The organism is Haloarcula halobia, assembly GCF_029338255.1.
Lineage (GTDB): Archaea > Halobacteriota > Halobacteria > Halobacteriales > Haloarculaceae > Haloarcula > Haloarcula halobia.
Map to the genome: position 1 here is coordinate 71,901 of NZ_CP119787.1, position 23,550 is coordinate 95,450.

At 68.4% G+C, this 23,550-nt stretch carries 30 protein-coding genes and 1 pseudogene; 12 read left to right on the forward strand and 19 right to left on the reverse strand.

Translation table 11 applies throughout. The features are described from left to right. The first annotated feature begins 11 nt into the window (after positions 1-11). Positions 12-662, forward strand: a complete 651-nt coding sequence (locus P1K88_RS00385; RefSeq protein ID WP_276411658.1) for a bifunctional 4-hydroxy-2-oxoglutarate aldolase/2-dehydro-3-deoxy-phosphogluconate aldolase — start codon at positions 12-14, stop codon at positions 660-662. A 39-nt stretch (positions 663-701) separates the two neighbouring features. On the opposite strand, the gene ftsY is transcribed toward P1K88_RS00385, so the two are convergent. From ftsY to rpl18a, 3 genes are read right to left on the reverse strand one after another with little or no spacing between them, the layout of a single operon-like run. Beyond that, on the reverse strand, positions 702-1,862 hold the full coding sequence (gene ftsY, locus P1K88_RS00390) for a signal recognition particle-docking protein FtsY (protein ID WP_276411660.1): 1,161 nt from the start codon (positions 1,860-1,862) through the stop codon (positions 702-704). Positions 1,863-1,872: 10 nt separating this feature from the next. Further along, positions 1,873-2,340: a prefoldin subunit alpha gene (gene pfdA / locus P1K88_RS00395; RefSeq protein WP_276411662.1), complete on the reverse strand. Its 468-nt coding sequence runs from the start codon at positions 2,338-2,340 to the stop codon at positions 1,873-1,875. Continuing rightward, positions 2,337-2,510: a 50S ribosomal protein L18Ae gene (gene rpl18a / locus P1K88_RS00400; RefSeq protein WP_276411664.1), complete on the reverse strand. Its 174-nt coding sequence runs from the start codon at positions 2,508-2,510 to the stop codon at positions 2,337-2,339. The genes pfdA and rpl18a overlap by 4 nt, the downstream gene beginning before the upstream one ends. Before the next feature lie 125 nt (positions 2,511-2,635). On the opposite strand from rpl18a, the gene P1K88_RS00405 reads away from it, so the two are divergent. Beyond that, positions 2,636-2,995, forward strand: a complete 360-nt coding sequence (locus P1K88_RS00405; protein ID WP_276411666.1) for a DUF5658 family protein — start codon at positions 2,636-2,638, stop codon at positions 2,993-2,995. A 40-nt stretch (positions 2,996-3,035) separates the two neighbouring features. After that, positions 3,036-3,200: a hypothetical protein gene (locus tag P1K88_RS00410; RefSeq protein WP_276297168.1), complete on the forward strand. Its 165-nt coding sequence runs from the start codon at positions 3,036-3,038 to the stop codon at positions 3,198-3,200. A gap of 61 nt (positions 3,201-3,261) precedes the next feature. Here the strand turns inward: P1K88_RS00410 and P1K88_RS00415 are convergent, their stop codons facing one another. From P1K88_RS00415 to P1K88_RS00425, 3 genes are read right to left on the reverse strand one after another with little or no spacing between them, the layout of a single operon-like run. Continuing rightward, positions 3,262-3,924, reverse strand: a complete 663-nt coding sequence (locus tag P1K88_RS00415) for a translation initiation factor IF-6 (RefSeq protein WP_276411669.1) — start codon at positions 3,922-3,924, stop codon at positions 3,262-3,264. A 2-nt stretch (positions 3,925-3,926) separates the two neighbouring features. Then, on the reverse strand, positions 3,927-4,205 hold the full coding sequence (locus P1K88_RS00420) for a 50S ribosomal protein L31e (protein WP_276411671.1): 279 nt from the start codon (positions 4,203-4,205) through the stop codon (positions 3,927-3,929). Beyond that, on the reverse strand, positions 4,205-4,357 hold the full coding sequence (locus tag P1K88_RS00425) for a 50S ribosomal protein L39e (protein WP_276275507.1): 153 nt from the start codon (positions 4,355-4,357) through the stop codon (positions 4,205-4,207). Before P1K88_RS00425 ends, P1K88_RS00420 begins: the two co-directional genes overlap by 1 nt. A gap of 178 nt (positions 4,358-4,535) precedes the next feature. Between P1K88_RS00425 and P1K88_RS00430 the strand changes: the two genes are divergently transcribed. Further along, on the forward strand, positions 4,536-5,024 hold the full coding sequence (locus P1K88_RS00430) for a hypothetical protein (protein ID WP_276411674.1): 489 nt from the start codon (positions 4,536-4,538) through the stop codon (positions 5,022-5,024). Here the strand turns inward: P1K88_RS00430 and P1K88_RS00435 are convergent. Further along, positions 5,021-5,833 carry a ZIP family metal transporter gene (locus P1K88_RS00435; protein ID WP_276411675.1) on the reverse strand — a complete coding sequence of 271 codons (813 nt, stop codon included), beginning with the start codon at positions 5,831-5,833 and terminating at the stop codon, positions 5,021-5,023. The genes P1K88_RS00430 and P1K88_RS00435 overlap by 4 nt on opposite strands. 164 nt (positions 5,834-5,997) lie before the next feature. Here P1K88_RS00435 and P1K88_RS00440 point away from each other — a divergent pair, with 164 nt between their 5' ends. After that, positions 5,998-6,276: a DUF7999 family protein gene (locus P1K88_RS00440; RefSeq protein WP_276411677.1), complete on the forward strand. Its 279-nt coding sequence runs from the start codon at positions 5,998-6,000 to the stop codon at positions 6,274-6,276. On the opposite strand, the gene thpR is transcribed toward P1K88_RS00440, so the two are convergent. Then, the gene (gene thpR, locus P1K88_RS00445; protein WP_276411679.1) at positions 6,273-6,836 is read right to left on the reverse strand and encodes an RNA 2',3'-cyclic phosphodiesterase; all 564 of its coding nucleotides are present in this window, start codon (positions 6,834-6,836) and stop codon (positions 6,273-6,275) included. The two genes, P1K88_RS00440 and thpR, sit on opposite strands and share 4 nt — an antisense overlap. 80 nt (positions 6,837-6,916) lie before the next feature. On the opposite strand from thpR, the gene P1K88_RS00450 reads away from it, so the two are divergent. The 6 genes from P1K88_RS00450 (at position 6,917) to sufU (ending at position 10,785) form a co-directional block, all read left to right on the forward strand. Further along, positions 6,917-7,126: a hypothetical protein gene (locus tag P1K88_RS00450; protein ID WP_276411681.1), complete on the forward strand. Its 210-nt coding sequence runs from the start codon at positions 6,917-6,919 to the stop codon at positions 7,124-7,126. Positions 7,127-7,254: 128 nt separating this feature from the next. Further along, a complete protein-coding gene (locus tag P1K88_RS00455) occupies positions 7,255-7,986 on the forward strand; it encodes a tetratricopeptide repeat protein (protein ID WP_276411683.1) in 732 nt (243 codons plus the stop codon). Continuing rightward, complete coding sequence (locus P1K88_RS00460; RefSeq protein ID WP_276411684.1) at positions 7,983-8,273, forward strand: DUF424 domain-containing protein; 291 nt, start codon at positions 7,983-7,985, stop codon at positions 8,271-8,273. The genes P1K88_RS00455 and P1K88_RS00460 overlap by 4 nt, the downstream gene beginning before the upstream one ends. Before the next feature lie 112 nt (positions 8,274-8,385). Further along, positions 8,386-8,838: a hypothetical protein gene (locus tag P1K88_RS00465; RefSeq protein ID WP_276411686.1), complete on the forward strand. Its 453-nt coding sequence runs from the start codon at positions 8,386-8,388 to the stop codon at positions 8,836-8,838. Between the two features lie 70 nt (positions 8,839-8,908). Then, positions 8,909-10,156, forward strand: coding sequence for an aminotransferase class V-fold PLP-dependent enzyme (locus P1K88_RS00470; RefSeq protein ID WP_276411687.1), 1,248 nt, complete (start codon positions 8,909-8,911; stop codon positions 10,154-10,156). A 200-nt stretch (positions 10,157-10,356) separates the two neighbouring features. After that, on the forward strand, positions 10,357-10,785 hold the full coding sequence (sufU, locus tag P1K88_RS00475; RefSeq protein WP_276411689.1) for a Fe-S cluster assembly sulfur transfer protein SufU: 429 nt from the start codon (positions 10,357-10,359) through the stop codon (positions 10,783-10,785). Positions 10,786-11,029: 244 nt separating this feature from the next. Here sufU and P1K88_RS00480 read toward each other — a convergent pair whose 3' ends face one another. The 7 genes and pseudogenes from P1K88_RS00480 to P1K88_RS00510 form a co-directional block, all read right to left on the reverse strand. Beyond that, complete coding sequence (locus P1K88_RS00480; RefSeq protein ID WP_276411690.1) at positions 11,030-13,189, reverse strand: hypothetical protein; 2,160 nt, start codon at positions 13,187-13,189, stop codon at positions 11,030-11,032. A 483-nt stretch (positions 13,190-13,672) separates the two neighbouring features. Next, positions 13,673-15,625, reverse strand: coding sequence for a heme-binding protein (locus P1K88_RS00485; RefSeq protein ID WP_276411692.1), 1,953 nt, complete (start codon positions 15,623-15,625; stop codon positions 13,673-13,675). Positions 15,626-15,687: 62 nt separating this feature from the next. After that, positions 15,688-16,010 (reverse strand): annotated as a pseudogene (locus tag P1K88_RS00490) (DUF5783 family protein). Between the two features lie 46 nt (positions 16,011-16,056). Continuing rightward, complete coding sequence (locus P1K88_RS00495) at positions 16,057-16,290, reverse strand: hypothetical protein (RefSeq protein WP_276411693.1); 234 nt, start codon at positions 16,288-16,290, stop codon at positions 16,057-16,059. Between the two features lie 76 nt (positions 16,291-16,366). Beyond that, positions 16,367-17,827, reverse strand: a complete 1,461-nt coding sequence (locus P1K88_RS00500; RefSeq protein ID WP_276411695.1) for a RecJ family nuclease — start codon at positions 17,825-17,827, stop codon at positions 16,367-16,369. Between the two features lie 44 nt (positions 17,828-17,871). Further along, positions 17,872-18,417, reverse strand: coding sequence for a hypothetical protein (locus tag P1K88_RS00505; protein ID WP_276411698.1), 546 nt, complete (start codon positions 18,415-18,417; stop codon positions 17,872-17,874). 3 nt (positions 18,418-18,420) lie between these two features. Then, the gene (locus tag P1K88_RS00510) at positions 18,421-18,675 is read right to left on the reverse strand and encodes a hypothetical protein (protein ID WP_276411699.1); all 255 of its coding nucleotides are present in this window, start codon (positions 18,673-18,675) and stop codon (positions 18,421-18,423) included. Between the two features lie 245 nt (positions 18,676-18,920). On the opposite strand from P1K88_RS00510, the gene P1K88_RS00515 reads away from it, so the two are divergent. Continuing rightward, positions 18,921-19,649, forward strand: coding sequence for a PspA/IM30 family protein (locus P1K88_RS00515; RefSeq protein ID WP_276411701.1), 729 nt, complete (start codon positions 18,921-18,923; stop codon positions 19,647-19,649). A 1-nt stretch (position 19,650) separates the two neighbouring features. Here P1K88_RS00515 and P1K88_RS00520 read toward each other — a convergent pair whose 3' ends face one another. From P1K88_RS00520 to hemC, 4 genes are read right to left on the reverse strand one after another with little or no spacing between them, the layout of a single operon-like run. Continuing rightward, a complete protein-coding gene (locus tag P1K88_RS00520; RefSeq protein ID WP_276411703.1) occupies positions 19,651-20,838 on the reverse strand; it encodes an MFS transporter in 1,188 nt (395 codons plus the stop codon). A 2-nt stretch (positions 20,839-20,840) separates the two neighbouring features. Beyond that, positions 20,841-21,593, reverse strand: a complete 753-nt coding sequence (locus P1K88_RS00525; protein WP_276411705.1) for a uroporphyrinogen-III synthase — start codon at positions 21,591-21,593, stop codon at positions 20,841-20,843. Then, positions 21,593-22,351: a uroporphyrinogen-III C-methyltransferase gene (gene cobA, locus P1K88_RS00530; protein ID WP_276411707.1), complete on the reverse strand. Its 759-nt coding sequence runs from the start codon at positions 22,349-22,351 to the stop codon at positions 21,593-21,595. The genes P1K88_RS00525 and cobA overlap by 1 nt, the downstream gene beginning before the upstream one ends. After that, the gene (gene hemC, locus P1K88_RS00535) at positions 22,348-23,493 is read right to left on the reverse strand and encodes a hydroxymethylbilane synthase (RefSeq protein ID WP_276411709.1); all 1,146 of its coding nucleotides are present in this window, start codon (positions 23,491-23,493) and stop codon (positions 22,348-22,350) included. The genes cobA and hemC overlap by 4 nt, the downstream gene beginning before the upstream one ends. Positions 23,494-23,550: the final 57 nt, after the last annotated feature.

Below are 23,550 nucleotides of genomic sequence, written 5' to 3' on the forward strand. Positions count from 1 at the left end.
CACCGTCGGCCATGACGAGAAAACAGGACGTGCAGCAAGCGCTCGTAGACAGCGGCGTCACGGCGGTCCTCCGGGGCATCCCCGAGGACCAGATGGTCGACGTGGCCCGGGCCATCCACGAGGGCGGGGTCCGCGCGCTCGAGCTCACCGCCGACGCCAAGCGGTGCTCGGACATGATCGCGGCCGTCGACAGGGAGCCCGAGGACACGGACGCGGTCATCGGCGCGGGCACCGTCATGGACGCCGCCGCCGCGCGCAACGTCATCGAGGCCGGCGCGGAGTTCGTGCTGGCGCCGAACCTAAACGAGGACGTCGTCGACGTCTGCAACCGCGCCGGCGTCGTCTGCGTGCCGGGCGTGATGACGCCGACGGAGGCTGCCCAGGCGATGGAGGCCGGCGCGGACATCCTCAAGATGTTCCCCGCGAAGACCGTCGGCCCGAGCCACATCGGCGCGCTCCAGGGGCCGCTCGGTGACATCCCGATAATGCCGACCGGCGGCGTCTCGGTGGACAACGTCGCGGACTACTTCGAGGCCGGCGCCGTCGCTGTCGGCGCCGGCTCGGCGCTCGTCGACTACGAGGCCATCGAGAACGACGACATGGACGGCGTGCGCGAGAGCGCCGCCGAGTTCGTCGAGGCCGTCGAGGCCGCGCGCGAGTAGCACGGCTCCTCGGCGGGGAAAGTCGCGGCCAGAAGCGGGTCAGTCGAACAGGCGGTCGACGATCGCCTCGGGGTCGAAGGCCTCGAGGTCGTCGTAGTCCTGGCCCGTCCCCAGAAAGAGGATTGGCTTGCCGGTTACGTGGGCCACCGAGATGGCCGCGCCGCCCTGCGGGTCGGCGTCGGCCTTCGTCAGGACGGCCCCGTCGATGGCGGCCGCCTCGTCGAACTCGCGGGCGCGGTTGACCGCGTCCTGGCCCGCGACGGCCTCGTCGACGAACAGCGTCATGTCGGGGTCGATGTTGCGGTCGATCTTCTCCAGCTGGTCCATCAGGCCGTCGTTGGTGTGGAGTCGGCCGGCCGTATCGCCCAGTACGACGTCGACGTCGTTGGCCTTCGCGTACTCGACGGCGTCGTAGATGACCGCCGTCGGGTCCGAGCCCTGCTCGTGGGTGATGAGTTTCTTCTCGAGGGTGTCGGCGTGCTTCTGGAGCTGCTCGTTCGCGCCGGCACGGAAGGTATCGCCGTTGGCCAGCACCGTCGAGAGCCCGCGGTCCTCGAAGTACTTCGCCAGCTTGGCGATGGTCGTCGTCTTCCCGACGCCGTTGACGCCGGTGAAGACGATGACGACCGGCTTGTCGGCCTCGGCGACCCGCTCGTCGAAGTCGAACTGGCCGACGCTGATGACGTCGTACAGCGCCTCGCGCAGCGCGTCCCTGACGAGGTTGCCCGTACTCGAGAGGCGCCGGCGGGTCTTTCCCGTGAGGTTCTCCTTGACGCCCTCGAGGATCTCCTGGGCGACGCCCATCTCGACGTCGCTGGACAGCAAGGCGAGTTCCAGGTCGTCGAGGTGCTTCTGGAGGTCCTCCTCCTCGATGACGGTCTTGCCCGTGGCCATTATCTTGGCCTTCTGGGTGAGACTCCGGCCGCCCGCGTCCCCGGACTCGTCGATGTCGTCCGCCGCCGTCGAGGGGGTGGTCTCCTCGGCATCCGCTGCCGCGTCGGCCTCGGCCGTCGCTTCAGAGTCGCCGCTCTCGTCTGTCACCGCCCCGGCGTCAGCATCCGTGGCCTCTGCGTCGGGTACCGGCTCGTCGGCCTCGTCGGCCTCGTCGACCGCCTCGACCGCCTCGACCGCCTCCTCGTCGACGTCTTCCTCGACGTCGCTGGTGAACCCACCGAGTTTGTCTTTCAGTCCGTCGAACATCGGCGCCTGCTTACTCGTCGCCCTGCTGTTCTTCCTGCTGTTGCATCATCTGCTGCATCTGCTGTTGCTGCATCTGCTGGGCCTGCTGTTCGAGTTCCTCCATCTCCGTCTCGACTTCGGCCTTCTCGGACTGGAGGTCGCTGATGTGGTCGTCGAGCGTCTCCTGTTTGGTCTCGAGCGTGCTGATGGCGCCGTCCTGTTCGCGCTCGGCGGAGTAGCCACCGCCAAGCGAGACGACGACCTCGTCGATGTCCTCGATGGTCGCGCGGATGTAGGCGTCGCCGCCGACCGGGACCTGGACCGTCGACCCGGACTCCAGCGTCTCGATGGCCTCGATGGCCTCGTCGATGTCGGTCTGTTTCTGTCGGAGGTTCTCGATCTCCTCGTCGATAGCCTCGACTTCCTGTTCCATCTGCTCGATCTCCTGGGCGACCTGCTGCATCTGGCCGCCGCCGCCACCGCCACCGCCGCCCATCATGCTGCCACCTCGTCGATCTCGATCTGTGTGCGCTTGAGGTTGTGCTGGGAGCCAAGCAGGCTGTAGAGTCGCTCGGTCGCGACGTCCTCGTTGGGCGCGTCTACCTCCGTTTCGAACTCCTGGGACCCGTCACGGGCCGGGAATCGTCCGCGAACTGTGAACGTGCTCATACCCATCGGTGGGTGCACGAGAGGGAAGTATCTTCCCCTTCGGCCGCTCTCGGGGCGTGGGCACCGATACCACGCGCTGGCGGGTCGTTTTATCAGGCACCCGGCCGTCGACTGCGAGCAGAACCGTGCCCGGCGATACGCTCCCCGAGGAGTCGGACCTGACGTGGGTCTGGACGGTCCACCGCGAGCTCTCCGAGTCCCACGCGGTCCTCTGGACCGTGGTCATCCTCGCCTCGGTCTTCGACATCGTGACCACCATCGTCGGCCTCGGCCTGGGCCTCCAGGAGGCAAACGCCGTCGCGCGGGCCTTCATCGCCACCTACGGGACGCCGGGCATCGGCCTGTTGAAGTTCAGCGCGCTGGTCGTGGTCGTCCTCCTGTGGGCCGCCCTGCCCGACCGGTACGCGACCGTCGTGCTGTCGGTGTTCGCGTGGGTCTCGCTGCTCGTCGTCGCGGTCAACGCCGTGACGCTGGCGACCCTCTGAGCGGGGCGAACGTTTTGCACCCGCCGGCCCTAGGGCGACTATGAGCCCAGCCACCCACCGCTGTGTCTGTGGCGCGACGCTCAGGTTCAGACAGGACCTCACCAAAGAGTCAAACGGCACCTCCCGGACGTGGAAGTGCACCGACTGCGGGACCCCCGTCCCGGGCGTCGTCGGCGAGCGGTTGAGTCACCAGCACCCGTCCTGAGCACGAGAGCGCCAGGTCAAAGACGGGGTCGCGAGAGCGAAAGCGGTGACGACCGCGACGCTCAGAGGTAGCCCAGCGCCGCGTCGATGCGGCCAAGTTCCGGCCCGGAGGTGTCCGAGCCACAGACGTAGCCGTAGTCGTTGGCGACCAGGCCCGACCCCACGAGCGGGCCGCCGTAGTTGACTGTCCCGATGTCGGCGGGGACACCCAGGACGTCCTCCAGGGCGTCGAGTTCGCCGTCGGTGGCCTTCGGGTGACAGAGGACGCCGTTGTTGGTGGCGACGGCGGCGGTGCCGACGGTGTTGACGCCGCCGATGACGCCCCGTTCGACCTCGACGTCGAGGCCGTCTCGGACGGCCTGGACCGCCTCGCGAGAGAGGTCCGGGTGGACGTAGGCGCCGGTGTCGTTACAGCAGACGACGTTGCCGGCCGCGTTGATACGGCCCGGCAGTTCGGTCACGGGCAGGTCCACGACGTCCCGGATGCGCTCGATTTCGGTCTCGCGCACGCGTGACGTGACCAGCAGTCCGTTCGCGTTGCCCGTCGCCAGCGCGCCGACGGTGCCGGACTGGCCGATAGTCGTCGGGACGACGGGGACCTCCAGTTCCTCGGCTAAGTCCTCGCGCAGCGACCCGTCTACGTCGGGGCGGACCAGCACGCAGTCGTCGGTCGCACGGGCGAAGACGCCGACGTACGACGACCCGGAGAAAGCCGCGCGGAGCAACGTTACGCTGCCGTCTCGGCTTCGACGATGGACTCGCCGTCTTCCTCGAAGCGAGCCGCTCTGACGCGGAGCTTGCTCGGGACGTTCGCACGGCCGCGGGCCCACGTCGACTCGTTGATCGAGGGGTCGATGCGGACCGCGCTCTCGTCGACCGAGAAGTGCTTCGCGAGGTGGGCGCGGATCAGGCGCATCGCCTTGTCGGCGCGCTGGTGCTTCGGTTCGGCTCGGACGTCACGGAGCGGAATCGTGATGACGCGCTCCTCGAAATCACTCGCGCTCATTATTCGTCAGTGTCGCTGCGCCGCCAGTGGCGTCGCTTGGGGTTGCGCTGCACCTCGCGGTCCGTCTTGAGCATGACCCAGGCCGGGACGCGACTGTTCTGGTTTTCCAGCTTCGCCAGTCGCTTCTTCTTGGCTTTCGACTTCTTACTCATGGTATCCTGTCCCTTTCGCACCGTGACTTAAATTCCTTCCTTTTCGGGGCCGAGTCGGGGCCTGACCCATCCACGTCGGCCACACGGCGCGTTATCACCGGCTATAATTTCGAGCGTGGAATTAAGTGTTATTCCGGCCGAGTTCCAGTCGATGAACCGCCGGTCGGTGTTACGCACGATGGGGGCAGGACTGGCGACCGCCGGGGCGGGGTGTCTCGGGACCGGGGGCGAGGTGGTGGTGTCCGTCCAGCAGGACGTCCACGTCGAACCCGGCAGGGCCTGGATGGAGACGGGAATTCCCGACGTCTCTGACCCCGGGGGCGCACTCCGGTACATCGTCCGGGCCCAGCAGCCGTTCGACGTGTACTTTTTTACCGACGAGGCGGCCTTCGAACGGTACAAGGCCTACATCCAGGGGCGGGAACCGACGGAGACGCCGCCGGCCAATCCGGAGTACAGCCAGACGGCGCTCCCGAAAGACGGCGGCGACCTCTACGAGGCGTCGACGAAGAGCGGCGGAGCGCGCGAACCGCTCGAGGCGTCGGGGCCGTACTACTTCGCGGTCGACCACTCGAACTACCGGATGGAGACGCGCGTCGACGAGTTCGGCGAGGAGCTCACGGCCTTCGTCGACCTCACGGTCATCCGCGACCGGCTGCCCTTCTAGACGAACGCGAGCGGGACCATCGCGAGGACGCCCACCGTCCCCCCGACGGTGAGTTCGCGCCACCCGCCGCTGGGGAGGTCGGCGCCGTACTCCAGGGCCTCCGGGACGAACTCCGTGAACACGAGATACACCATCGCGCCCGCGGCGAACCCGAAACCGAAGGGGAGGAACTCCTTGGCCAGCGTCACGAAGTAGTAGGCGATGACCGCACCCAGCGGCTGGGGGAGCGAGGAGAAGACGGCCCACCAGACCATGCGCCACTCGCTGACGCCCAGCGAGCGAAGGGGGATGGCGATGGCCGTCCCCTCGGGGACGTTGTGGATGGAGATGGCGACGGTCATGAACACCGCGAGCAGGGGCACCGTCGTCCCGGCGATGGCGACGGCCGACCCGGGCGAGGGCGTCCCGAGGCCGAGCTCGGCAAAGGAGACACCGACGGCCACCCCCTCCGGGAAGCTGTGGACCGTCAGCACGCCCAGGATGAGCAGGAGCTTCTTGAAGTCGGCCTGCTCGTACTTCTTCGGGCCGTGGTCGACGCCGTCGAGGATCCGGTGGCCGACGACGACCAGGACGACGCCGGCAAGCATCCCCGGGACGAGGAGTACCGCCGAGCCGTACGCCAGCCCCTCGCGCACGAGGCCAAAGAGCGAGGCGGCGACCATGATTCCCGACGCGAGCCCCCACAGCAGGACGTTCCACCGGTCGGAGAACTCCTCGACCAGGAAGAACGGCACTGCCCCGAGTCCCGTCGCCAGCGCCGTCAGCAGTCCGGCCAGGAAGACGAACACGACGTGCTCGAGGACGACCATAGCGGGCCTAGGCGAGTGGGGGACATAAGAATTGTCACATTCTCGAGAGATTTTGGCGCCCCTAAAGGCCAGTCCGGCGTCGATTAATACACCTTATACTGTACAGTCGTGTATCACCGGCTAGACGGCAACGTTTATGCATAGAACTCGGTGTTTTTTACTACATGTCGAGCACGAAAGCGTCAGAAACTACCGAAACGTACATCGTCGACGCCGCGAGCGACCCGGACGTCAAACTCACCCTCATCGACGACCGGACCGGAAAGCGCTACCACGTCGTGGACTTCGCCGACGACGTGGTCCGCGAGAAACTGCAGGTCCGGGGCCCGGGGAAGACGGTGCGCGTCGACATGGTGCCACTGGACCCAGAGAGGACGGAGTGGCAGGTCACGCGCCTGCTCCCCGGGTCGCTGCCGCGGGTCGGGACGGGCCTGCGGCGCTAGAGGGGGACGGACGCGAGCGTCCGGTACGCCGGGCCCGCGTCGGTGAGGACGCTCTCGGTCAGTCGCAGCTCCGCCACCGCGAGTCGGCCGACGTCGGGGTCCGCACTGCGAACCACCTTCTGGACCAGGTCTTTCCCGCCGGCGTGGTCCATCCGCGCGATCGTGGCGTGGGGCGTGAAATCGTGATCTTCCGGGTCGAACCCCATCGCCACCGTCCGCGCCTCGACGGCCTCGTGGAGCGTCGTCAGCTCGGCGTCGCCGTGGCCCTCGCGGACGCCGACCCAGACGACGCTGATGTACTCGAGCGAGGGGAAGACCCCCAACCCGCCGAATCGGGCCTCGAACGGGTCGACGCCGCTGTCTGCGACCGCGTGCTCCAGTTCTGTCACCAGGTCGTCGATCCGGTCCGGGTCGGTGTCGCCGAGGAACTTCACCGTGACGTGGGCCTGTGCCGGGTCGGTCGGCCGGAGCCCACTCGCATCCGCGAACCGCTCCTGGACCGCCGCGACGGCGTCTTCGAGGCCGTCGAGGTCGACGCTGACGAACAGTCGCTTGCCCATGCGACGGGGTACGCGGCCCCGCCACTTCGTCGTGGGTGGTGTGCCCCAGGGTTTACTCCCGTCGCGACACAGCCACCGGTATGGACGACGCTGCCCGCCTCCGCCGTACCGTTCGTCGGTGTACCGCCGTCGTCGTGACGGCGCTCGGACTGGTGATCGCCGCCCTGGCCGGGTCGACGCTGTCACCGGTCGGCGCCGCGCTCTCCGTCGGCGCACTCGGGTATCTGGCCGCCAGCTTCGTCTTCGTCCCCGAGTGGGCGACCGACGACGAGTCCGCCGCGGACCACTGATAGTGATTGCTGTGACTGTTTACCGGTACGACCGCACGTAGTCGTGCGGTTGGTACCGAAATGACTCACAGCAGTCACTATGAGCCCGTGACGTAGCCCTTAACCCCGCTGGCCGACAATCGATGGCTATGACCGACAACGACCCGGAAGACCACACGTTCTCCGAGGGCCAGGGCTTTGGCGATCCCTACGAGGGGTTCGACCTCGAACCCCCGGAGTTCGAGGTCGACGCCGACAAGGTCGACCCGGTCGACTCGCGGGTCCTCACCGACCTGCTCGACCGGCACAACGTCCCGTCCGACGAGGTCGACGCCGACCAGCTGCTCGAGGTCGGCCTGGAGTACATGCAGATCAACCGCCACGAACAGGCCGCAGAGACCTTCGAACGGGTCGCCCGATTTTCAGACGACGAGCGTCTCGGGCAGGAGGCCTGGACCAACAAGGGCGTCGCCCACGCCGAACTCGAGGAGTGGGACGCCGCCATCGGCGCGTTCCAGGAAGCCCTCTCGATGGACGAGGAGTCGGACCACGCGGCGACGGCCGAGACGAACCTCGCGTACGCGCTGTGGGAGTCGGGCCGCACCGAGCAGGCGCTGGAACACGCCGAGCGGGCCGTCGAGATCGACCCGCGCTTCGGGCAGGCGTGGTACAACCGCGGCTTCTTCCTGCTGGAGCGTGGCCTGGCCGAGGACGCCGTCGACGCCTTCGACAACGCCATCCGCCTGGGCTTCCGGAACGCAGAGATACTAGAGGAGAAGGCCCGCGCGCTCGAGGAGCTGGGCGAGTACGACCGCGCCGAGGAGCTGGCCGAAGAGGTCGACGAGATGCGCCAGGACGCCGAAGAGCAGCTGCTGGAATGATTCTCAACGAACGCGAGACGAGCGAGGGGCTGCTGGTGTCGGTCTGTGACCCGGACGTCATGGGCGAGACCTTCGAGGACGGCCCGGTGACGCTGACCGTCGACGAGTCGTTCTACGGCGGCGACGAGGTCGACGAGCAGGCCGTCGTCGACAGCCTCGCGCGCTGTAGCGTCGCCAACATCGTCGGCGAGGAGGCCGTCGACGTCGCCGTCGAGCACGGCTTCGTCGACGAGGAGAACGTCCTGGACGTGGCCGGGACCCGCCACGCCCAGCTGCTCTGGCTCTAGCCGGGTCCGAGCCCGTTCGCGCACCGCCGGAGGACGGCCGCCACCGCGAGCCACGCGGTCAGCAGCGTCGCGGCCGCCGACACTTATCGGGCCCCCGCTCCGAGGTGACGGTATGTACTCTCGCGACCACGCGCTCGTCTCGGTCGTCGTCGCCCTCCTCGGGACGCTTGCGCTGCCGCTCCCGTTTGCCTGGCCCGTGGCGGTGGGCTACGCCGTCGTCGTCGGCGTCGCCATCGACGTCGACCACTTCGTGGTGGCCCGCCTCACGACCGGCGAGTGGACGGCGGTGCGGCGCTGTCTCCGGAATCCCCGGCTCGTCGTCCTGGCACAGGACGAAATATTCGACCCGGGCGACCTCACGCCCCTCCAGCGGCTGTTGAGCCACCACGTGATCGCCGGCGCGCTGGTGGGCGGGCTCTGGGTCGTCAGCGAACCGCTCGCGGTGTTCACGGCCGTAGTCCTGTACGCCCACGTCGTTGCTGACCTGGTCTGGGACAACCGCCTGCTGGGGCTGGACCACCCGGAGCCCGCCGACGCGGGCGGCCGGGACGAGTCCGTGCGGTAGCCCCCGGCGACTGGCTCGAGGTTTAGGCGAACCGAAGGAAAGTTGCCCGTCCAGCCCCACTACCGAACCAATGGGACACTCCGAATCCACGCTGCTCGACGTCGAGCGCATACGCGAGGACTTCCCCATCCTTCAGCGCGAGTTCGACGGCCAGCAACTGGTCTACCTGGACAACGGGGCGACGAGCCAGACCCCCGAGCCGGTCGTCGAGACCATCGCGGACTACTACCGGACAACCAACGCGAACGTCCACCGCGGCCTCCACCAGCTTAGCCAGGCGGCCTCCATCGCCTACGAGGAGGCCCACGACCGAGTCGCCGAGTTCGTCGGCGCCTCGGGCGGCCGCGAGGAGATAATCTTCACCAAGAACACCACCGAGAGCGAGAACCTCGTCGCCTACGCCTGGGGGCTCAACGAGCTCGGCCCCGAGGACGAAGTGGTACTGACCGAGATGGAACACCACGCCTCGCTGGTCACCTGGCAGCAGATCGCAAAGCGCACCGGCGCGACCTGCAAGTACATCCGCATCGACGCGGACGGCCAGCTCGACATGGACCACGCCCGCGAGTGCATCACCGACGACACGCAGATGGTCAGCGCCGTCCACGTCTCGAACACGCTCGGGACCATCAACCCCGTCTCGGAACTCGCGGACATCGCCCACGACCACGACGCCTACATGTTCGTCGACGGCGCCCAGTCGGTCCCCACCCGCCCCGTCGACGTCGAGGCCATCGACGCCGACTTCCTCGCGTTCTCCGGCCACAAGATGATGGGGCCGACCGGCATCGGCGTCCTCTATGGCAAGCAACACATCCTAGAGGAGATGGAGCCGTACCTCTACGGCGGCGACATGATAAAGAAGGTCACCTTCGAGGACTCGAAGTGGAACGACCTCCCCTGGAAGTTCGAGGCCGGCACGCCCCCCATCTGCCAGGGCATCGCGCTCGCGGCGGCCTGTGACTACCTCGACGACATCGGGATGGACCGTATCCGACGCCACGAGAACGACCTTGCCCAGTACGCCCTCGAACAGCTGCAGGCCACGGGCGACGTCGAGACGTACGGCCCGCCGGCGGGCACCGAACGCGGCGGTCTAGTTGCATTCAACCTCGAGTCGGTCCACGCCCACGACCTCTCCTCGATCCTGAACGACTCGGCAGTGGCCATCCGGGCCGGCGACCACTGCACCCAGCCGCTCCACGACAAACTCGGCGTGGCCGCCTCCGCCCGCGCGTCCTTCTACGTCTACAACACGCGCGAGGAGGTCGACAAGCTCGTGGCCGCCATCGACGACGCGCGGCAGCTGTTCGCGTAAGCGCCGCGGGTTCGTCGACGTATCGACGACGTACTGGCCGAACCCAGTGAGCCCGGTGCCAGCGAGACGAGCGAAGCGAGTCTCGCCAGGCACGGCAGCTGTCCGCCTGACTTGTACGACGGGCTGTCACCGGCGACGGGCGCGTGCGAAGCGCTCCCTCGGAACGCTTTTCCGAGCGACGACCGTACCCTAGTTCAATTATGGGTATCGGCGGCTCAGACATGTACAGACAGCAGATTCTCGACCACTACAAGAACCCGCGCAACTACGGGGAACTGGAGGAGGCGACCTTTACCCACGTGGGCGAGAACCCGATGTGTGGCGACGAGATCACCATGGACGTCGTCTTAGGCGACGACGAGGAGACCATCGAGCGGGTGGCCTTCCGCGGGGACGGCTGTGCCATCTCCCAGGCGTCGGCGTCGATGCTCACCCAGAAACTCCAGGGGATGTCCGTCGAGGCGCTTTCGGAACTGGACCGCGACGACGTCGTGGACATGCTTGGCGTCGACATCTCGCCGATGCGGATCAAGTGCGCCGTCCTGGCCGAGAAGGTCGCACAGGACGGGGCGGACATCTACTTCGGCGAGAAGGACCTCGACAGGTCGAGCACCGAAGCCGACGAGTGACCGGACCCCCACCCCGGGCAGGCGCCACTATTTTGCGTACAACAGCGACGACCGAGCGCCCGCTCGGCGAGACGGTGCGAGCGCCGGACTGATCTCGAGCGTTCGAGACGCGTGGGCCTCCTATCCGCCATCTCGAACGTAGTGCAGTGCTATCGACCGCCCTGAGCACGATCGAGACAACGGCCAGAGACGAACGCAGGGCCGAGGCGACGACCAGCGCTCGACGGCGTCACCGAACGGGGGTTCAGCTCCGCCTCGACGAAACAGAGATACCGGTGATGAGCAGGGCGAGCATGGTGAGTGCACCGATGCCGAGTGCGAACTCCATCCCGCCACCCCCCGCGTCGTCTTCGTCCTCGTCGGTTTCTGTTTCGGCCGCCCCGTACCGTTCACTGATGCTGATCCTGCCTGCGTCGACGCCATCGACTGCGACTGTCCCCCTTGCGGCTTCGAATTCGATAGTCACCATCTTGCGCTCGCTGGGTTGGAGCCTCACCGTCTCGTTTGCGACCGGCCGGTCGTCGACTGTCACTGTGAGCGTCCGGTTTGCCGTCCGATACGCCGTGTTCAGGACCGTCGCTCTCACGGTGGTCTCGTAGCCGCTCTTGACCCAGTCGGCCGGTGTCGTGGCATCGACGACCTCGATCCATCCGGTGGTTTCGTCGGCATCGTCGGCTGCTCGGGGTGTCGCTGTCGGGTCGTCGCTCGCGGCGGTCACGGTCAGCGTGCCCAGTGACCGATTCGCGACGGCGAGCTCGTACGCAGTCGGTTCGTCGAACCGATGTTGGAAGACGATCGTCCCGGTTTCGCCCGCCTCGACGGTGACTGACTTCGAGTCGACCGTCTCGGAGTTTGCGATCAGCTCCGTTCGGAACGTGCCGTCCTGCCCACCGGCGTTCTCGACCTGCAGTGCGATCTGTGCGCTCTCTCCCGCGGTAATCACCGTGTTGTCGAGTGTCGTCGCCAAGACGTCGAATCTCGCTTCCGGCAGGGGCGTCGGAGTTGCGGTGGCAGTCGACGTCGGTGTCGATGCCGTGGGTGCGTGCTCCCCGGCACCGTCTGTGTCGTCGTTCGTGTCTGCAACCTCGTCTTCGTGGTCGTCCGCGTCGTCGTCGGCGTCCCCTTCGCTCTCAGATTCGGTGTTCTGCTCGTCCTCCCCGCCGTCCGCCTCATTCGTTCCGTCGTCTGCGGCATCGTCGGCGTCTTCGTCGTCGCTCTGCTGGTCTTGACGCTCGGTCACCTCCTCGTCTGCTGTGTCGTCGCCGGTTGCATCGTCTTCAGTCTCCCCGTCTGCTGTGTCGTCCTTCTCGTTCCCTGGGTTTTTGTGGTCGTCCGCGTCTTCGTCGTCCTCTGCTCCGTTCCCGTCCTCCCCCTGCTCGTCCCCTGCCTCGTCGTCGTTTCCTGCCTCGTCGTCGTTTCCTGCCTCGTCGTCGTGTTTCCCCATCTCACTCCCGTTCTCGTTCTTCTCGTCCTCACCCTCCCTCTCACGCTCGTCCTTCCGGTCCTCACCATCGCCCGCATCGTTCTTGTCGTCATCTGCGCCTTCGTGATCGTCCGAGTCCTCGTCGTCTACGTCTCTGTTCTCGTCTGTCTCGTTTTTTTCCTCACTCTCGTCCTCCTCGTCCGTCTCTTCCTCATCGTCCGCCTCATCTTCACCATCGCTGTCGCTCTCGTCCGCATCGTCCATACCGTCTTCCTCGTCCGTCTCTTCCTCATCGTCTTCCTCGTCCGTCTCTTCCTCATCGTCTTCCTCGTCCGTCTCTTCCTCATCGTCTTCCTCGTCCGTCTCTTCCTCATCGTCTTCCTCGTCCGTCTCTTCCTCATCGTCTTCCTCGTCCGTCTCTTCCTCATCGTCCTCCTCGTCCGCATCGTCCTCCTCATCCTCACTATCGCTGTCGCTCTCGTCTTCCTCGTCCGTCTCTTCCTCATCGTCCTCCTCGTCCGCATCGTCCTCCTCATCCTCACTATCGCTGTCGCTCTCGTCCTCCTCGTCCGTCTCTTCCACATCGTCCGCTTCATCCTCACCATCGCTGTCGCTCTCGTCCGTCTCTTCCTCATCATCCTCCTCATCCGTCTCGTCCTCCTCGTCCGCATCGTCCACATCGTCCTCCCCGTCCGTCTCTTCCTCATCATCCTCACCATCGCTGTCGCTCTCGTCCGCCTCTTCCACATCGTCCTCCTCATCCTCCTCTTCCTCCTCGTCCGCATCGTATTGGAATCCGTATTGCTGGGACGAGTGCCACCGAGAGTCGTAGTGAGACGCGCCTGGGGAGCTCCACGCAGCACCGAGTTGCCCGTCGTCCACGACGCCTCGCTCCGGGACAGTGGTTCCAGATACCCCGTACGTGGCCGTCACCACGACGAAGGCGAGACACAGGAAGCCCAGTGCGCCAACCGTTCGCATTGAAGGGACGTTCGGTTACGAAGATATAGTTAACAGCCATCAATTGTGAGATAATATCGTGTTATCGATTGCTGCCTGGAGTCGTGTTTTCCCACCGGTTGTGGGTGGACAAATAATGCGAGATTTCGCTCAGTTCGAATTCGATACTCTGGAACGTTCACCTCGATGGAACAGTCGATTTCCTGTGGCTCAGGGGAAGAACCGCGTGGTACGTCGATAGCGATAGATTACGGCGGGAGCGCAGCCGGCGGACCCCCGGCTGGCATGCGCAGCTGTCTGGTCCCCCGACACCTGTTTGGCTGGGGGTGGGGCATTCCTCGCGAAGGGGACGGCCGCCCTCGACACTGGGCCCGACCAACAGCGGGGACGTACCGGTCACTCGTAGTGACCGCTGTGAGTCAGTTCGACATCGACCGGCCGACGGCGTGCGGTCGTACCGGGACACGGTCACAGCGATCAGTGACAGACGCGACCGCGGCCCGCTCAGGCCAGGAACACGTGCCGGGGTCGGTCGGCCAGCACGTCTCGTCCCCACGAGACGGTATCCGAGAACGCGTCCGAACGGAAGAAGGCCATCGCGTCCTCCTTCGAGTCCCACTGGCTGGCGATGAACATGTCGTTCTCGTCGGCCCGGTTGGCGAGCAGTGCGGTCTCGCGGTGGCCCTCCATGTCCGCGAGCAGGTCGCCGACGGTGTCGAACTTCTCGACGAAGTCCTCGCGGTACTCCGGCTTGACGGTGTAGAACATCCCCATCGTGCCGAAGCCGTCGCCCTCGCCGTGGCGGCCCTCGACCTCGGGGAGGTCGGTCAGGTAGCCACTGGCCGTCTCGGCGGCGTCCTCGGTGTCCCACAGCGAGGCGACGGCGACGGTGTCGGCGTCCGGGTCCTCGTAGACGGTCGTCCGGACGTGCGTGTCGTAGCGGTCGAAGGCCGCCCGGAGGTCGGCCACCTCGCTATCCAGCGTCTCGGGGTCGGCCGACGAGTAGACGACGAGCGCGTAGACGTCCTCGCCGTGGGGCTGGCCGGCATAGACGCCCTCGGCCTCGAGCTGCTCGCGGATCGACGCCGAGGAGGCGGCGGCCGCCTGCTCCTGGTCCGCACCGTCCTCGCTTGCCTCGCCCAGCGGCCCGCCGAACTGGCCGGTGATGCCGTCGAGGTCGCCGAGGAACCCGGCCGCCGTCTCGGCGGCCTCCTCGGCCGTCCAGATGCTGACGACGTAGGTCTGGCCGCTCTGGGCGCGGACGGTGGTCTCGACGTGGCGGTCGTAGTGGTCGAAGCTGCCGGCGAGCTCGTCGACGTCGTCGACGAGGTCCTCGGCGTCCGTCTCGGAGTGATACACCAGCGCGAAGTCGCCCGCGTCGTAGTCCGCGCCCGCCTCGAGTCCGAGTCGGTCCACGCGCTGGACGGCGTCGTCGACGCGCTCGAAGTCGCCCGAGACGTCCGGACGGCCGCCGCCGTGGTCGGCGTCGTCGGCGTCGTGGTCCTCGCCGTGCGGGTGGTCGCCCTCGCTCGCGCTCCCGGGGTGGGCGCCGCCGTGGGTATCCGTGTCACCACCGGCCTGGGCGTCGGCGCCGACGTGCTCGGGGTGGCCGCTCGCCCCCTCCCGGCTCCGTTCGCTGACCGCCTCGGGACGGTCCTGCCCCTCGTCCGTCGGGGTCCGCTGGCCGGCCAGAATTGCCGGCAGGTCCCCCGGTTCGAAGCGCCGGCCGACGTAGAACGGACCGAACTCGGCGAACTGGGAGGTCGAGGGGTCGAAACGCATCTCGGTCAGCAGTTCCTTGATCGAGGCCATCTCGTCGCTCCACAGCGTGATGCCCCACTCCCAGTCGTCGAAGCCGATGGAGCCACAGATCATCTGGTTCACGTCGCTGCCGTAGCCGCGGCCGATGTCGCCGTGGCGCTTGATGTGGGCCGCCCGCTCCTCGAAGCTGGTGTCGTACCAGTTCTGGTCGGGCTGGCGGCGCTTGCTCATCGGGTAGAAACAGACGAACTCCTCGTCGGGGACGTCGGGGTGCAGACGAGCCTGGATGTACTGGGCCAGCCCGGAGTCGTCGTCGGCCTCGCCCTCGAAGTACTCGCGGGACTTCTCCGTGTAGCCAGAGGCCTCGGTGACCGAGACGTAGGAGAACGCCCGGTCGGTGAAGCCGGCGAACTCCGTCTGCTCGAAGTGACGCTCGGCGGCGTCCAGGTCGGCCATCGTCGGTCGCAGGTGGACGATCATGATGTCGGCCTTGTGGCCAAGCACCGTGTAGACGGCCGTCTGGCCCTCCGTGGCGTCCTCGACGGCCTCGTAGGCCGAGAGGAAGTCGATACCCTCCGAGAGCGCGCGGTCCCGGACCCGCGAGGGGGCCTCCCGCCAGGCGTCCCAGTCGATACTCCGGCAGTCGTGCAGCACGTACCACCCCTCCTCGGTGGCCGGGGGCTTGCGTTGCTCCATGTCCCGGGGTTACGGTTGGACGGTAAGGAACCTTCCCATATTCTCGTTCGACGGGAACCGGCCTACGCCTCCTCGAGGCCGAAGACGGACCGGAGCTCTCCCCTTCGATCTCCTCGGCGTACCGCTCGAGGACGGCCTCGGCTTTCTCGTCGTCGACGATGACCGCCGTCAGCCGGTCCAGCGGGTCCTCGGGGAGCGCGAGGCGGAACTCGCCGTCCTCGTAGAGCGGTTCGGACTCGTTGAGTATCTGCTGGTCGATGGCGTGGACCAGTTCGGAGTCGTAGGCGTCGTTCATCGTCTCGAAGGCCTGCTTGTAGGCCTTCTGCAGTTCCGGGAAGTAGTTCGCGTACTTGTCCTCGAACTGCTCGGGATCGAAGTCGGTCATTGGCCGGGGGAACGGGGGCCGAGGATAAAGAAGGTGCGACTCCCGACTACGGTTTGACCGCCCGGGCGTCCTTCTGCGGGAGGTAGACGACGAGATACGTGACGAAGGCGGCCCCGAAGATGCCGCCGACGAGCAGGTAGACCCGAACGTCGAGGGAAAGCAGGATAGCGACGAGCTCCCAGATGGTCGCCCGTGGGTCGACGAAGCCGAAGGTCTCCGTGTACGCCAGGAGGCCGGCGACGACGACCAGCAGCAGGTCGAACGTGTTCCGAGAGTCCATTGCCGGAAGGTCCGGTATCGGACGTGATAACTCTTGTTGCCACGCTACGGACACGCCGGCCCGCGTTCGGCGGGACTCAGCCGTCCAGTTGGTCAGCGACGATATCGTCGGCGGCCTCGACGAAGGCGTCTTCCTCGCCCTCGGGGATGGTCGCCCCGGCGGCGATGTCGTGCCCGCCGCCGTCGCCGCCGACCGACTGGGACGCCTCGCGCATCACGACCGAGAGGTCGACGCCCCGGCCCACCAGCGGGCCGGTCGCCCGCGAGGAGACCTTCGTCTCGCCCTCGCCGGTGCTGGCGAAGGCGAGGATCGGCCTGTCGGCGTCGACGCCGTCCGTTCCGAGTGCCATCCCCGCGACGATGCCGACGATCGTCTCGCGGATCTCGTCGCCGGCGTCGAACCACTGGACGGCCCCGGCCTGGGTGACGCCCTGTCGTTTCACGAGGTCGAGTCCCTCCGAGAGGTTCCGGCGGTGGTTCGCGAGCAGGGTGCGAGCGCGTTCGAGGGGCCCGTCGCGCTCGCCGAGACAGACCGCCAGGCCGACGTCGGCCCGCTCGTAGCGGGCGGTGGCGTTCAGCAGCGTCGAGAACTCGCTTGCGTCACGCAGTTCCGTGCCGGTGGGTTCGGCCGTCAGCGTGTAGGTGGTCCCGACGAGCGTGTCGATCTTGTCGGCGGGGACGCCGCGCTGGACGGCCCGCTTGACCAGCGCGCTGGCGATCGTCTGGCGCTCCTCGTCCGTGAGGTCGGCCCAGGTGCGCCACTCGCCGTCGCGTTTCAGGTCCAGACCCAGGTCGTTCAGGAACCGCGTCGCACCGGCCTGGTCCCCGGAGATGCCGGGGATAGGGACCTCGGTGGCGTACTCGAGCAGTTTCGGGAGCGGGCGGGTCTGCTTGCCGTACAGCGAGAGGTCGGTCCCCTCCTCGAGGACGCCGGCTTCGACGCCCTCCGCGACGATGCCGGCGTTCGCGCCGACGAGTTCGCCGCCCACGGCCTGCATGTCGCCGACGGCACCCACGACGGCCAGGGCCGCGAGGTCGCGGTTGTCGCCCCCCTCGGGTTCGAGCGCACGCGCGAGGACGTACGCCGCGCCCGCCCCGGAGAGCTCCGACGCGCCGTTGATGCCCTCGAGCAGGGGGTTGAGGTGCCACGCGAAGTCGGCGTACCCGTCGGTCTCGGTCACCACGTCGGGGTGACACTCGTCGGGGGCCGCAGGCTGGTGGTGGTCGGCCACGAGCGCCTCGAAGTCGCCCGCCGCGACGTGTTCTGAGATGACGTCGAGTTGTCCCGACCCGAAGTCGGTGAAGAGGACGGTGTCGTGCTCGCGGGCGGCGATGCTCGCGATCTCGGTCGCGTCGAGTTGCTTCTTGAACACCGTCTCGACCGGAATCCCGGCCCGCTCGAGTGCCGCCGTCGCGACGGCCGCGCTGGTCAGCCCGTCGGCGTCGATGTGGGAGGCCAGCAGGACGCGCTCGGCCGACCGCAGGCGCTGTGTGCAGGCGTCGGCGCGGTCGGCGAGGTCGGGGACGGGGCCGCTCATAGCCCGGGGTAGGACCGTCCGGGGATAAAAACCTTCACTCGCGGTCAGGCGACCTGTCGCCGGTCGCTGAAGGTGACGGTCCGGTCGGCCGTCTCCACGGTCGTCTGGACGGTAATCCAGCCGCCGTTGCGCTGGACCGCCAGCGCCTCGCCGTAGGAGAGCTCGACGCGCCTGGTCGCGGTGGCCGTCCCGTCGGCCGCGAGGGTGCCGACCCGCTCGCGCCCCTGCCAGGCCACGTCGCCGCCGGTGCCGTTCCCGACGAAGATACGCGTGTGGACCGTGACGTTCCGCGCGGTCGTGTCCTGCTGGTTGGTCAGCGTGGAGGTGACCGCCCGGCAGGTCCGCCCACAGTCCTCGATGGAGTCGATGGCGAGGGCGAACGGCGGCGTCGGCGTCGCCGTGACGGTCGTCGCGTCGCCGCCCCCGCCGTCGCCGGTCGAACCGCTCTCGGGCGTCGCCGTCGGGAACGACTCGGCGTTGGCCTCGTCCGCACCACCTGGCAAGGGCCCGAACCCGGTCACGAGGGCGCCGACGACGCCGGCCAGCACCACCAGCAGGACGCCGACGAACGCGAGCAGTTTCCCGTCCACGGGTCACCACCACCCGCCCACGGGTTCGCTGACCCGGGTCCCGGGGTTCCCGTCCGCGATGCTGTCGACGAACTCGGCGAGGCGGTCGGGGACGGTCGCGACGAAGTCGGGCACCGGATCGGGCGAACCGCCGGACGGTCCGGTGGCCGCGGGTTCGGCGCCTGACAGCGACGCTGCGGGCGCGGGTCCAGCGGTCCCCGACAGTAGCACGGGCTCCGCCACGAACACGCCGGTCGTTCGGAGTCGTCGTCCGGTCATCGCTACCTGACGGTTCTGTCGCCAGTCACATGAAGGGCCCAGCCGGTAAACCCGAGTCGTCGCCCGTTCAGCCGGTTTCGGCCGGATTAACCCGGATCAAACGCTTGCCGGCCGCAACGGGGAGCGAGTAGCCGCCCGCCGCACGCCGATGGTGTTATTCCGTTGTCACGCGTACACGGGAGCATGTTCTCTCAGTCAGGTCAGGGGACCGCCGTACAGACGACCCAGCGGGCGGAGGCACGCTGATGGGGCTCCTCGGTCGCATCTCCTTTGTCGTCCGGTCGAAGCTCAACGCGCTGCTGAACCGCGCGTCAGACCCGGGCGCCGAACTGGACTACTCCTACGAGCAGCTGCGCGACGAGCTCCAGAAGGTGACCAGGGGCATCGCCGACGTCACCACCCAGAAGAAACGGCTCGAGATTCACCGCCGGCGGCTGCGCGAGAACGTCGAGAAACACGACGGGCAGGCTCGTTCGGCGCTCCGGGAGGGTCGCGAGGACCTGGCGAAGCGGGCGCTGGAAAAGAAGCAGGCCAACGTCACCCAGATCACGGAGTTGAGCGGGCAGATCGACTCGCTGCAGGCGACCCAGGACAGCCTGGTCGGCAAACGCGCCGAGCTCAGCAGCCAGATAGAGCAGTTCCGCACGAAAAAAGAGAGCATGAAGGCACGCTACGAGGCCGCCGAGGCGTCGGCGCGGGTCGCAGAGGCCTTCACGGGCGTCGGCGACACGATGGAGGACGTCTCGCGGTCGCTCGAACGCGCGACCGAACGGACCGAACAGATGGAGGCCCGCGCCGCCGCGCTCGAGGAACTCGAAGAGACCGGCGCGCTGGAGTCGGTCCTCGACGAGGGCGACTCCATCGACGCCGAGCTCGACCGGCTCTCGAACGAGCGGGCCGTCGAGTACGAGCTCGAGACGCTCCGTGCGGAACTGGCGGGCGACGAGGAACGCACCGCGGAACCGGCCGACTGACCTACGTCCGCCGGACGACCAGTGCCAGCGACGCGGTGCCGGCCAGAGCCACCACGGCGAGCAACAGCCACCCGGTCCGGTAGGACGCGGTGTCGGCCAGCCAGCCGAACGCCGGCGGCGCCAGCAGGGCCCCCGCGTTGAGCGACGTCTGGCCACCGGCCGTCGCCGCCCCCACTTCCTCTGCGGGGACCAGCGCCGTCATACAGGCGTAGTAGAGGCCGGTGAAGCCCAGAACCGTCGCGCCGATGCCGCCGACGACGACGAGGACGGCGAGTCGGGGGAGCCAGGGCACAGCGAGCGCGGCGAGCAACGCCACGCCCAGCGCGGCCTGCCAGGTGAGCACCGTCGCCGTCGCCCGGGCCTCCGGCGCGTCCCGGCGGTCGGCGAGCCAGCCCGCCACGACCCGGCCGGCGCTGCCCGTCGCCTGCATCGCGGCAAAGCCCAGGCCCGCAGCGGCGACCGAGACCTCCACGGCCTCGGTCAGGAACAGCGTCGTGTAGGCCACGGTCGTGAACAGCGCCGCGCCGAGGAAGAAGCCGCCGGCGGCGAGGGCGACGTAGGTCCGGTTCCGCCGGAGCGCGCGGAGGTCCGGGAACCGCCAGGCCCCGGCAGGCGACCCCCGGTAGAGGAGCGCGAAGACGACGGCGACGACGGCGGCCAGGCCGCCGGTGAGCAGGAAGCCGAGGTTCCAGGCGCCGACATTCGGTGCGAGACTCACCACGAGCAGCGCCGCGAGGCCGCTGCCGGCGGTGACGCCGACCTGCTTGATGCCCATGGCGCGCCCGCGCAGCGCCGCCGGGACGCCGGTGACGATGGCGCGGTTCGTCGCCGGCATCGCCGTCGCGTAGGCCCCACCGAGGGCCACAGCCCCGAGCGCCAAAAGCCCGACACCGTCGGCGAGGCCCACGGCGACGACGCTGCCCGCCAGCGCCAGCAGGCCGGTCACCATCACCGGCCGTTCCCCCGCGCCGTCGACGGCGGCGCCCACCGGAAAGAGGGCGACGGTGTAGCCCAGCGTGGCCGCGGTCACCACCAGGCCGAGGCGAAAGCGCGAGACGCCGAGCGACTGGTGTAACAGCGCCGTCCCGGCGAACAGGGCGTAGAAACAGGTGCTCGCGACGACCTGCCAACCGGTCACGAGCGACAGCGGCCGGAGCGACGCCCGGAGAGAGGCCCGCTCGTCGGACACGCTCACTCGTGGTGGGTCGGGGCCGCGTCCTCGACGACGGCACAGGCCAGCGTCTCGAAGTCGGCCGTCTCCGGGACGACGTCGACCGAGATGCCGGCCGCCTCGGCTGTTTCCTTCGTGGGCGTTCCGATGGCACCGACCGTCGCCTCGTCCAGTCCGTCGAGGACGGTCGCCCGGAGTCCGCGGTCCTCGGCCGCCGCCAGGAAGTTCCGGACGGTGAGCGAGGAGGTAAAGAGGACCGCATCGAGGGCGCCGTTGGCGGCCAGTTCGGTCGACTCGCCGGCGCCGTCGGGTCGGACCAGCCGGTAGAGTATCGTCTCGTGGACGTAGGCGCCGGCCGCCTCGAGGCCGTCAGTCAGGACCGCCGAGCCGTGGTCCGAGCGGGCGACTTCGACGCGGGCGCCGGCCACCTCGTCGGCGAGTCGCTCGACCAGACCGACCGAGGAGTACTCGTCGGGCACCACGTCCACCTCGTAGCCGGCCGCCCGCAGGGCGTCGGCGGTGGCCGACCCGATGGCACAGACGGTCGCGTCGCCGGGGTCCCACCCCACCTCCGCGGCGAGTTCGACGCCGGTCTTGCTCGTCAGGACGACGTAGTCGGCGTCCGGGCGGGGCGCGTCGCCCGTCGGTTCGACGGCCAGCATCGGGTCGGGGACGGGGTCGGCACCCAGCGACTCCAGCAGTTCGACGGCGTCGGCGAGACGCTCGTCGTCGGGCCGGAAGACGGCGACGCGCAGGCGGGGCGACTCCCGCATCAGTACCCCTCCAGGAACTCGACGACCTGTTCGCGCTGGCCGGCCACGTCGCCGATGACCGTGATGGCCGGCGGTTCGATGCCCTCGGCGTCACGCACCTCGACGATAGTCTCGAGTGTGCCGGTGGCGACGCGCTGGTCGGGCCGGGTCGCCCGCTCGACCAGTGCGACCGGCGTTTCCGGTTCCATACCGGCCTCGAGCAGGGCGGCGGTGTAGTCGGGCAGCTTCCCGACGCCCATGAGGACGACGATGGTGCCCCCCGTCGCGGCCAGGGCCGCCCAGTCGACCATCGACTCGTCCTTCGTGGGGTCCTCGTGGCCGGTGACGAACGACACCGAGGAGGTGTGGTCGCGGTGGGTCACCGGGATGCCCGCGGCCTCCGGGCCGGCGATGGCGCTGGTGATGCCCGGCACGATCTCGAACGGGATCCCGTGGTCGGCGAGGTGGGCCATCTCCTCGCCGCCGCGCCCGAAGACCGTGGGGTCGCCGCCCTTCAGCCGGACCACAGTCTTGCCATCCTGGGCAAGTTCGACCAGCCGGGCGTTGGTGTATTCCTGGGGCGTCCACTCGCCGCCGGCGCGCTTGCCCACGTCCTCGCGTCTGTCGTCGGGAATCAGCTCCAAGATCTCCGGGCCAGGGAGCTTGTCGTGCAGGACCACGTCGGCCGTCTCCAGGAGGTCTCTGGCTTTCACCGTCAGCAGGGCGGGGTCGCCGGGGCCCGAGCCGACGAGGTACACCTTGCCGCCGTCCCCGGTCATGCGTCGCCGTCCTCCTCGGTGGCGGTGGCGGCGTCGTCGTCTGCACCGCCCGCGTCGCGCTTCGCCGCCGCGATGAGGTCGGCCGCCCCCTGGTCTGCGAGTTCGGCCGCGTAGTCCCGGGCGGCGTCGACGTGGCGCTCGACGGGCAGGTCACGACTCGAGCGGATCTCCTCGTCGCCGTCGCGCGCGAGCACCCGGACGTTCGTGTGGACGACGCCACCCTGGAGCGTGGCGTAGACCCCGAGCGGGGCCACACAGCCACCGCCCAGTTCCGCGAGGATGGTCCGCTCGACGGTGGTCTCGACGCGGGTCCGCGGGTGGTCGAGTCGGTCCTTGATCGTCTCGGCCAGGTCGCCGTCCAGCGCCGTCACCGCGAGGGCGCCCTGGCCGGGCGCGGGGACGAACTGGTCCCGGTCGAGGTCGGTCAGTTCGACGTGGTGGCTGAGGCCGGCCCGCTCGATGCCCGCCCGCGCCAGCACGATGGCGTCGTAGGGCGTCTCGACGTCCCGTTCCATGGCCCGCCGGTGCAGTTCCGGGAGGTCGTCGAACCACTCCTCGATTGTCCGGTCGTAGGGGTGCTCGTAGTCCTCGTCGTCGGCGTTACCCTTTCGCTCCTGTTCGGCCTCGTGGCGGTCCTGGTGTTCGGCCTGGAGCGACGGCGCGAGCAGCTTCTCGAGGCGTGTGTCGACGTTCCCGCGCAGCGGTTCGACCTGCAGGTCCGGTCGCTCGGCGAGCAGCTGTGCCCGCCGCCGCAGACTCGACGTGCCCACGACGGCATTCTCCGGTAACTCCTCGACCGAGCGGCCCTCGGGCGTGACGAGTACGTCGCCAGCAGCTGCCCGCTCCGGGACGCCGGCCACCACGAGGTCGTCGGTCCCCTCGGTGGGCATGTCCTTCATCGAGTGGACCGCGGCGTCGACGTCGCCCGAGAGGACCCGTTCGTCGAGGCTGCGGACGAACGCGCCGGTCTTGCCGAGCCGGTGGATGAGCTCGTCGCGAATCTGGTCGCCCGTGGTCTCGACCTCCACGAGTTCGACCAAGAGGCGGCGACCGCCCAGCGCCTCCTGGACCGTCGCGGCCTGTCGCAACGCGAGGTCGGACCCCCGCGTCGCCAGCCGTAGTGTCTCCCCACGTGTAGTCATACCCGATGGTCGTTCGCCGGCGCGTAAAAGCACATCCACTTCGGCCCCGCGGCCGGC

Coding starts and splice junctions, on each gene's coding strand:
- P1K88_RS00385 (WP_276411658.1), top strand. CDS start 12: ATGACGAGAAAACAGGACGTGCAGCAAGCGCTCGTAGACAGCGGCGTC.
- ftsY (WP_276411660.1), bottom strand. CDS start 1,862: ATGTTCGACGGACTGAAAGACAAACTCGGTGGGTTCACCAGCGACGTC.
- pfdA (WP_276411662.1), bottom strand. CDS start 2,340: ATGATGGGCGGCGGTGGCGGTGGCGGCGGCGGCCAGATGCAGCAGGTC.
- rpl18a (WP_276411664.1), bottom strand. CDS start 2,510: ATGAGCACGTTCACAGTTCGCGGACGATTCCCGGCCCGTGACGGGTCC.
- P1K88_RS00410 (WP_276297168.1), top strand. CDS start 3,036: ATGAGCCCAGCCACCCACCGCTGTGTCTGTGGCGCGACGCTCAGGTTC.
- P1K88_RS00420 (WP_276411671.1), bottom strand. CDS start 4,205: ATGAGCGCGAGTGATTTCGAGGAGCGCGTCATCACGATTCCGCTCCGT.
- P1K88_RS00425 (WP_276275507.1), bottom strand. CDS start 4,357: ATGAGTAAGAAGTCGAAAGCCAAGAAGAAGCGACTGGCGAAGCTGGAA.
- P1K88_RS00430 (WP_276411674.1), top strand. CDS start 4,536: ATGGGGGCAGGACTGGCGACCGCCGGGGCGGGGTGTCTCGGGACCGGG.
- P1K88_RS00435 (WP_276411675.1), bottom strand. CDS start 5,833: ATGGTCGTCCTCGAGCACGTCGTGTTCGTCTTCCTGGCCGGACTGCTG.
- P1K88_RS00440 (WP_276411677.1), top strand. CDS start 5,998: ATGTCGAGCACGAAAGCGTCAGAAACTACCGAAACGTACATCGTCGAC.
- thpR (WP_276411679.1), bottom strand. CDS start 6,836: ATGGGCAAGCGACTGTTCGTCAGCGTCGACCTCGACGGCCTCGAAGAC.
- P1K88_RS00450 (WP_276411681.1), top strand. CDS start 6,917: ATGGACGACGCTGCCCGCCTCCGCCGTACCGTTCGTCGGTGTACCGCC.
- P1K88_RS00455 (WP_276411683.1), top strand. CDS start 7,255: ATGACCGACAACGACCCGGAAGACCACACGTTCTCCGAGGGCCAGGGC.
- P1K88_RS00460 (WP_276411684.1), top strand. CDS start 7,983: ATGATTCTCAACGAACGCGAGACGAGCGAGGGGCTGCTGGTGTCGGTC.
- P1K88_RS00465 (WP_276411686.1), top strand. CDS start 8,386: ATGTACTCTCGCGACCACGCGCTCGTCTCGGTCGTCGTCGCCCTCCTC.
- P1K88_RS00470 (WP_276411687.1), top strand. CDS start 8,909: ATGGGACACTCCGAATCCACGCTGCTCGACGTCGAGCGCATACGCGAG.
- sufU (WP_276411689.1), top strand. CDS start 10,357: ATGGGTATCGGCGGCTCAGACATGTACAGACAGCAGATTCTCGACCAC.
- P1K88_RS00480 (WP_276411690.1), bottom strand. CDS start 13,189: ATGCGAACGGTTGGCGCACTGGGCTTCCTGTGTCTCGCCTTCGTCGTG.
- P1K88_RS00485 (WP_276411692.1), bottom strand. CDS start 15,625: ATGGAGCAACGCAAGCCCCCGGCCACCGAGGAGGGGTGGTACGTGCTG.
- P1K88_RS00495 (WP_276411693.1), bottom strand. CDS start 16,290: ATGGACTCTCGGAACACGTTCGACCTGCTGCTGGTCGTCGTCGCCGGC.
- P1K88_RS00500 (WP_276411695.1), bottom strand. CDS start 17,827: ATGAGCGGCCCCGTCCCCGACCTCGCCGACCGCGCCGACGCCTGCACA.
- P1K88_RS00510 (WP_276411699.1), bottom strand. CDS start 18,675: ATGACCGGACGACGACTCCGAACGACCGGCGTGTTCGTGGCGGAGCCC.
- P1K88_RS00515 (WP_276411701.1), top strand. CDS start 18,921: ATGGGGCTCCTCGGTCGCATCTCCTTTGTCGTCCGGTCGAAGCTCAAC.
- P1K88_RS00525 (WP_276411705.1), bottom strand. CDS start 21,593: ATGCGGGAGTCGCCCCGCCTGCGCGTCGCCGTCTTCCGGCCCGACGAC.
- cobA (WP_276411707.1), bottom strand. CDS start 22,351: ATGACCGGGGACGGCGGCAAGGTGTACCTCGTCGGCTCGGGCCCCGGC.
- hemC (WP_276411709.1), bottom strand. CDS start 23,493: ATGACTACACGTGGGGAGACACTACGGCTGGCGACGCGGGGGTCCGAC.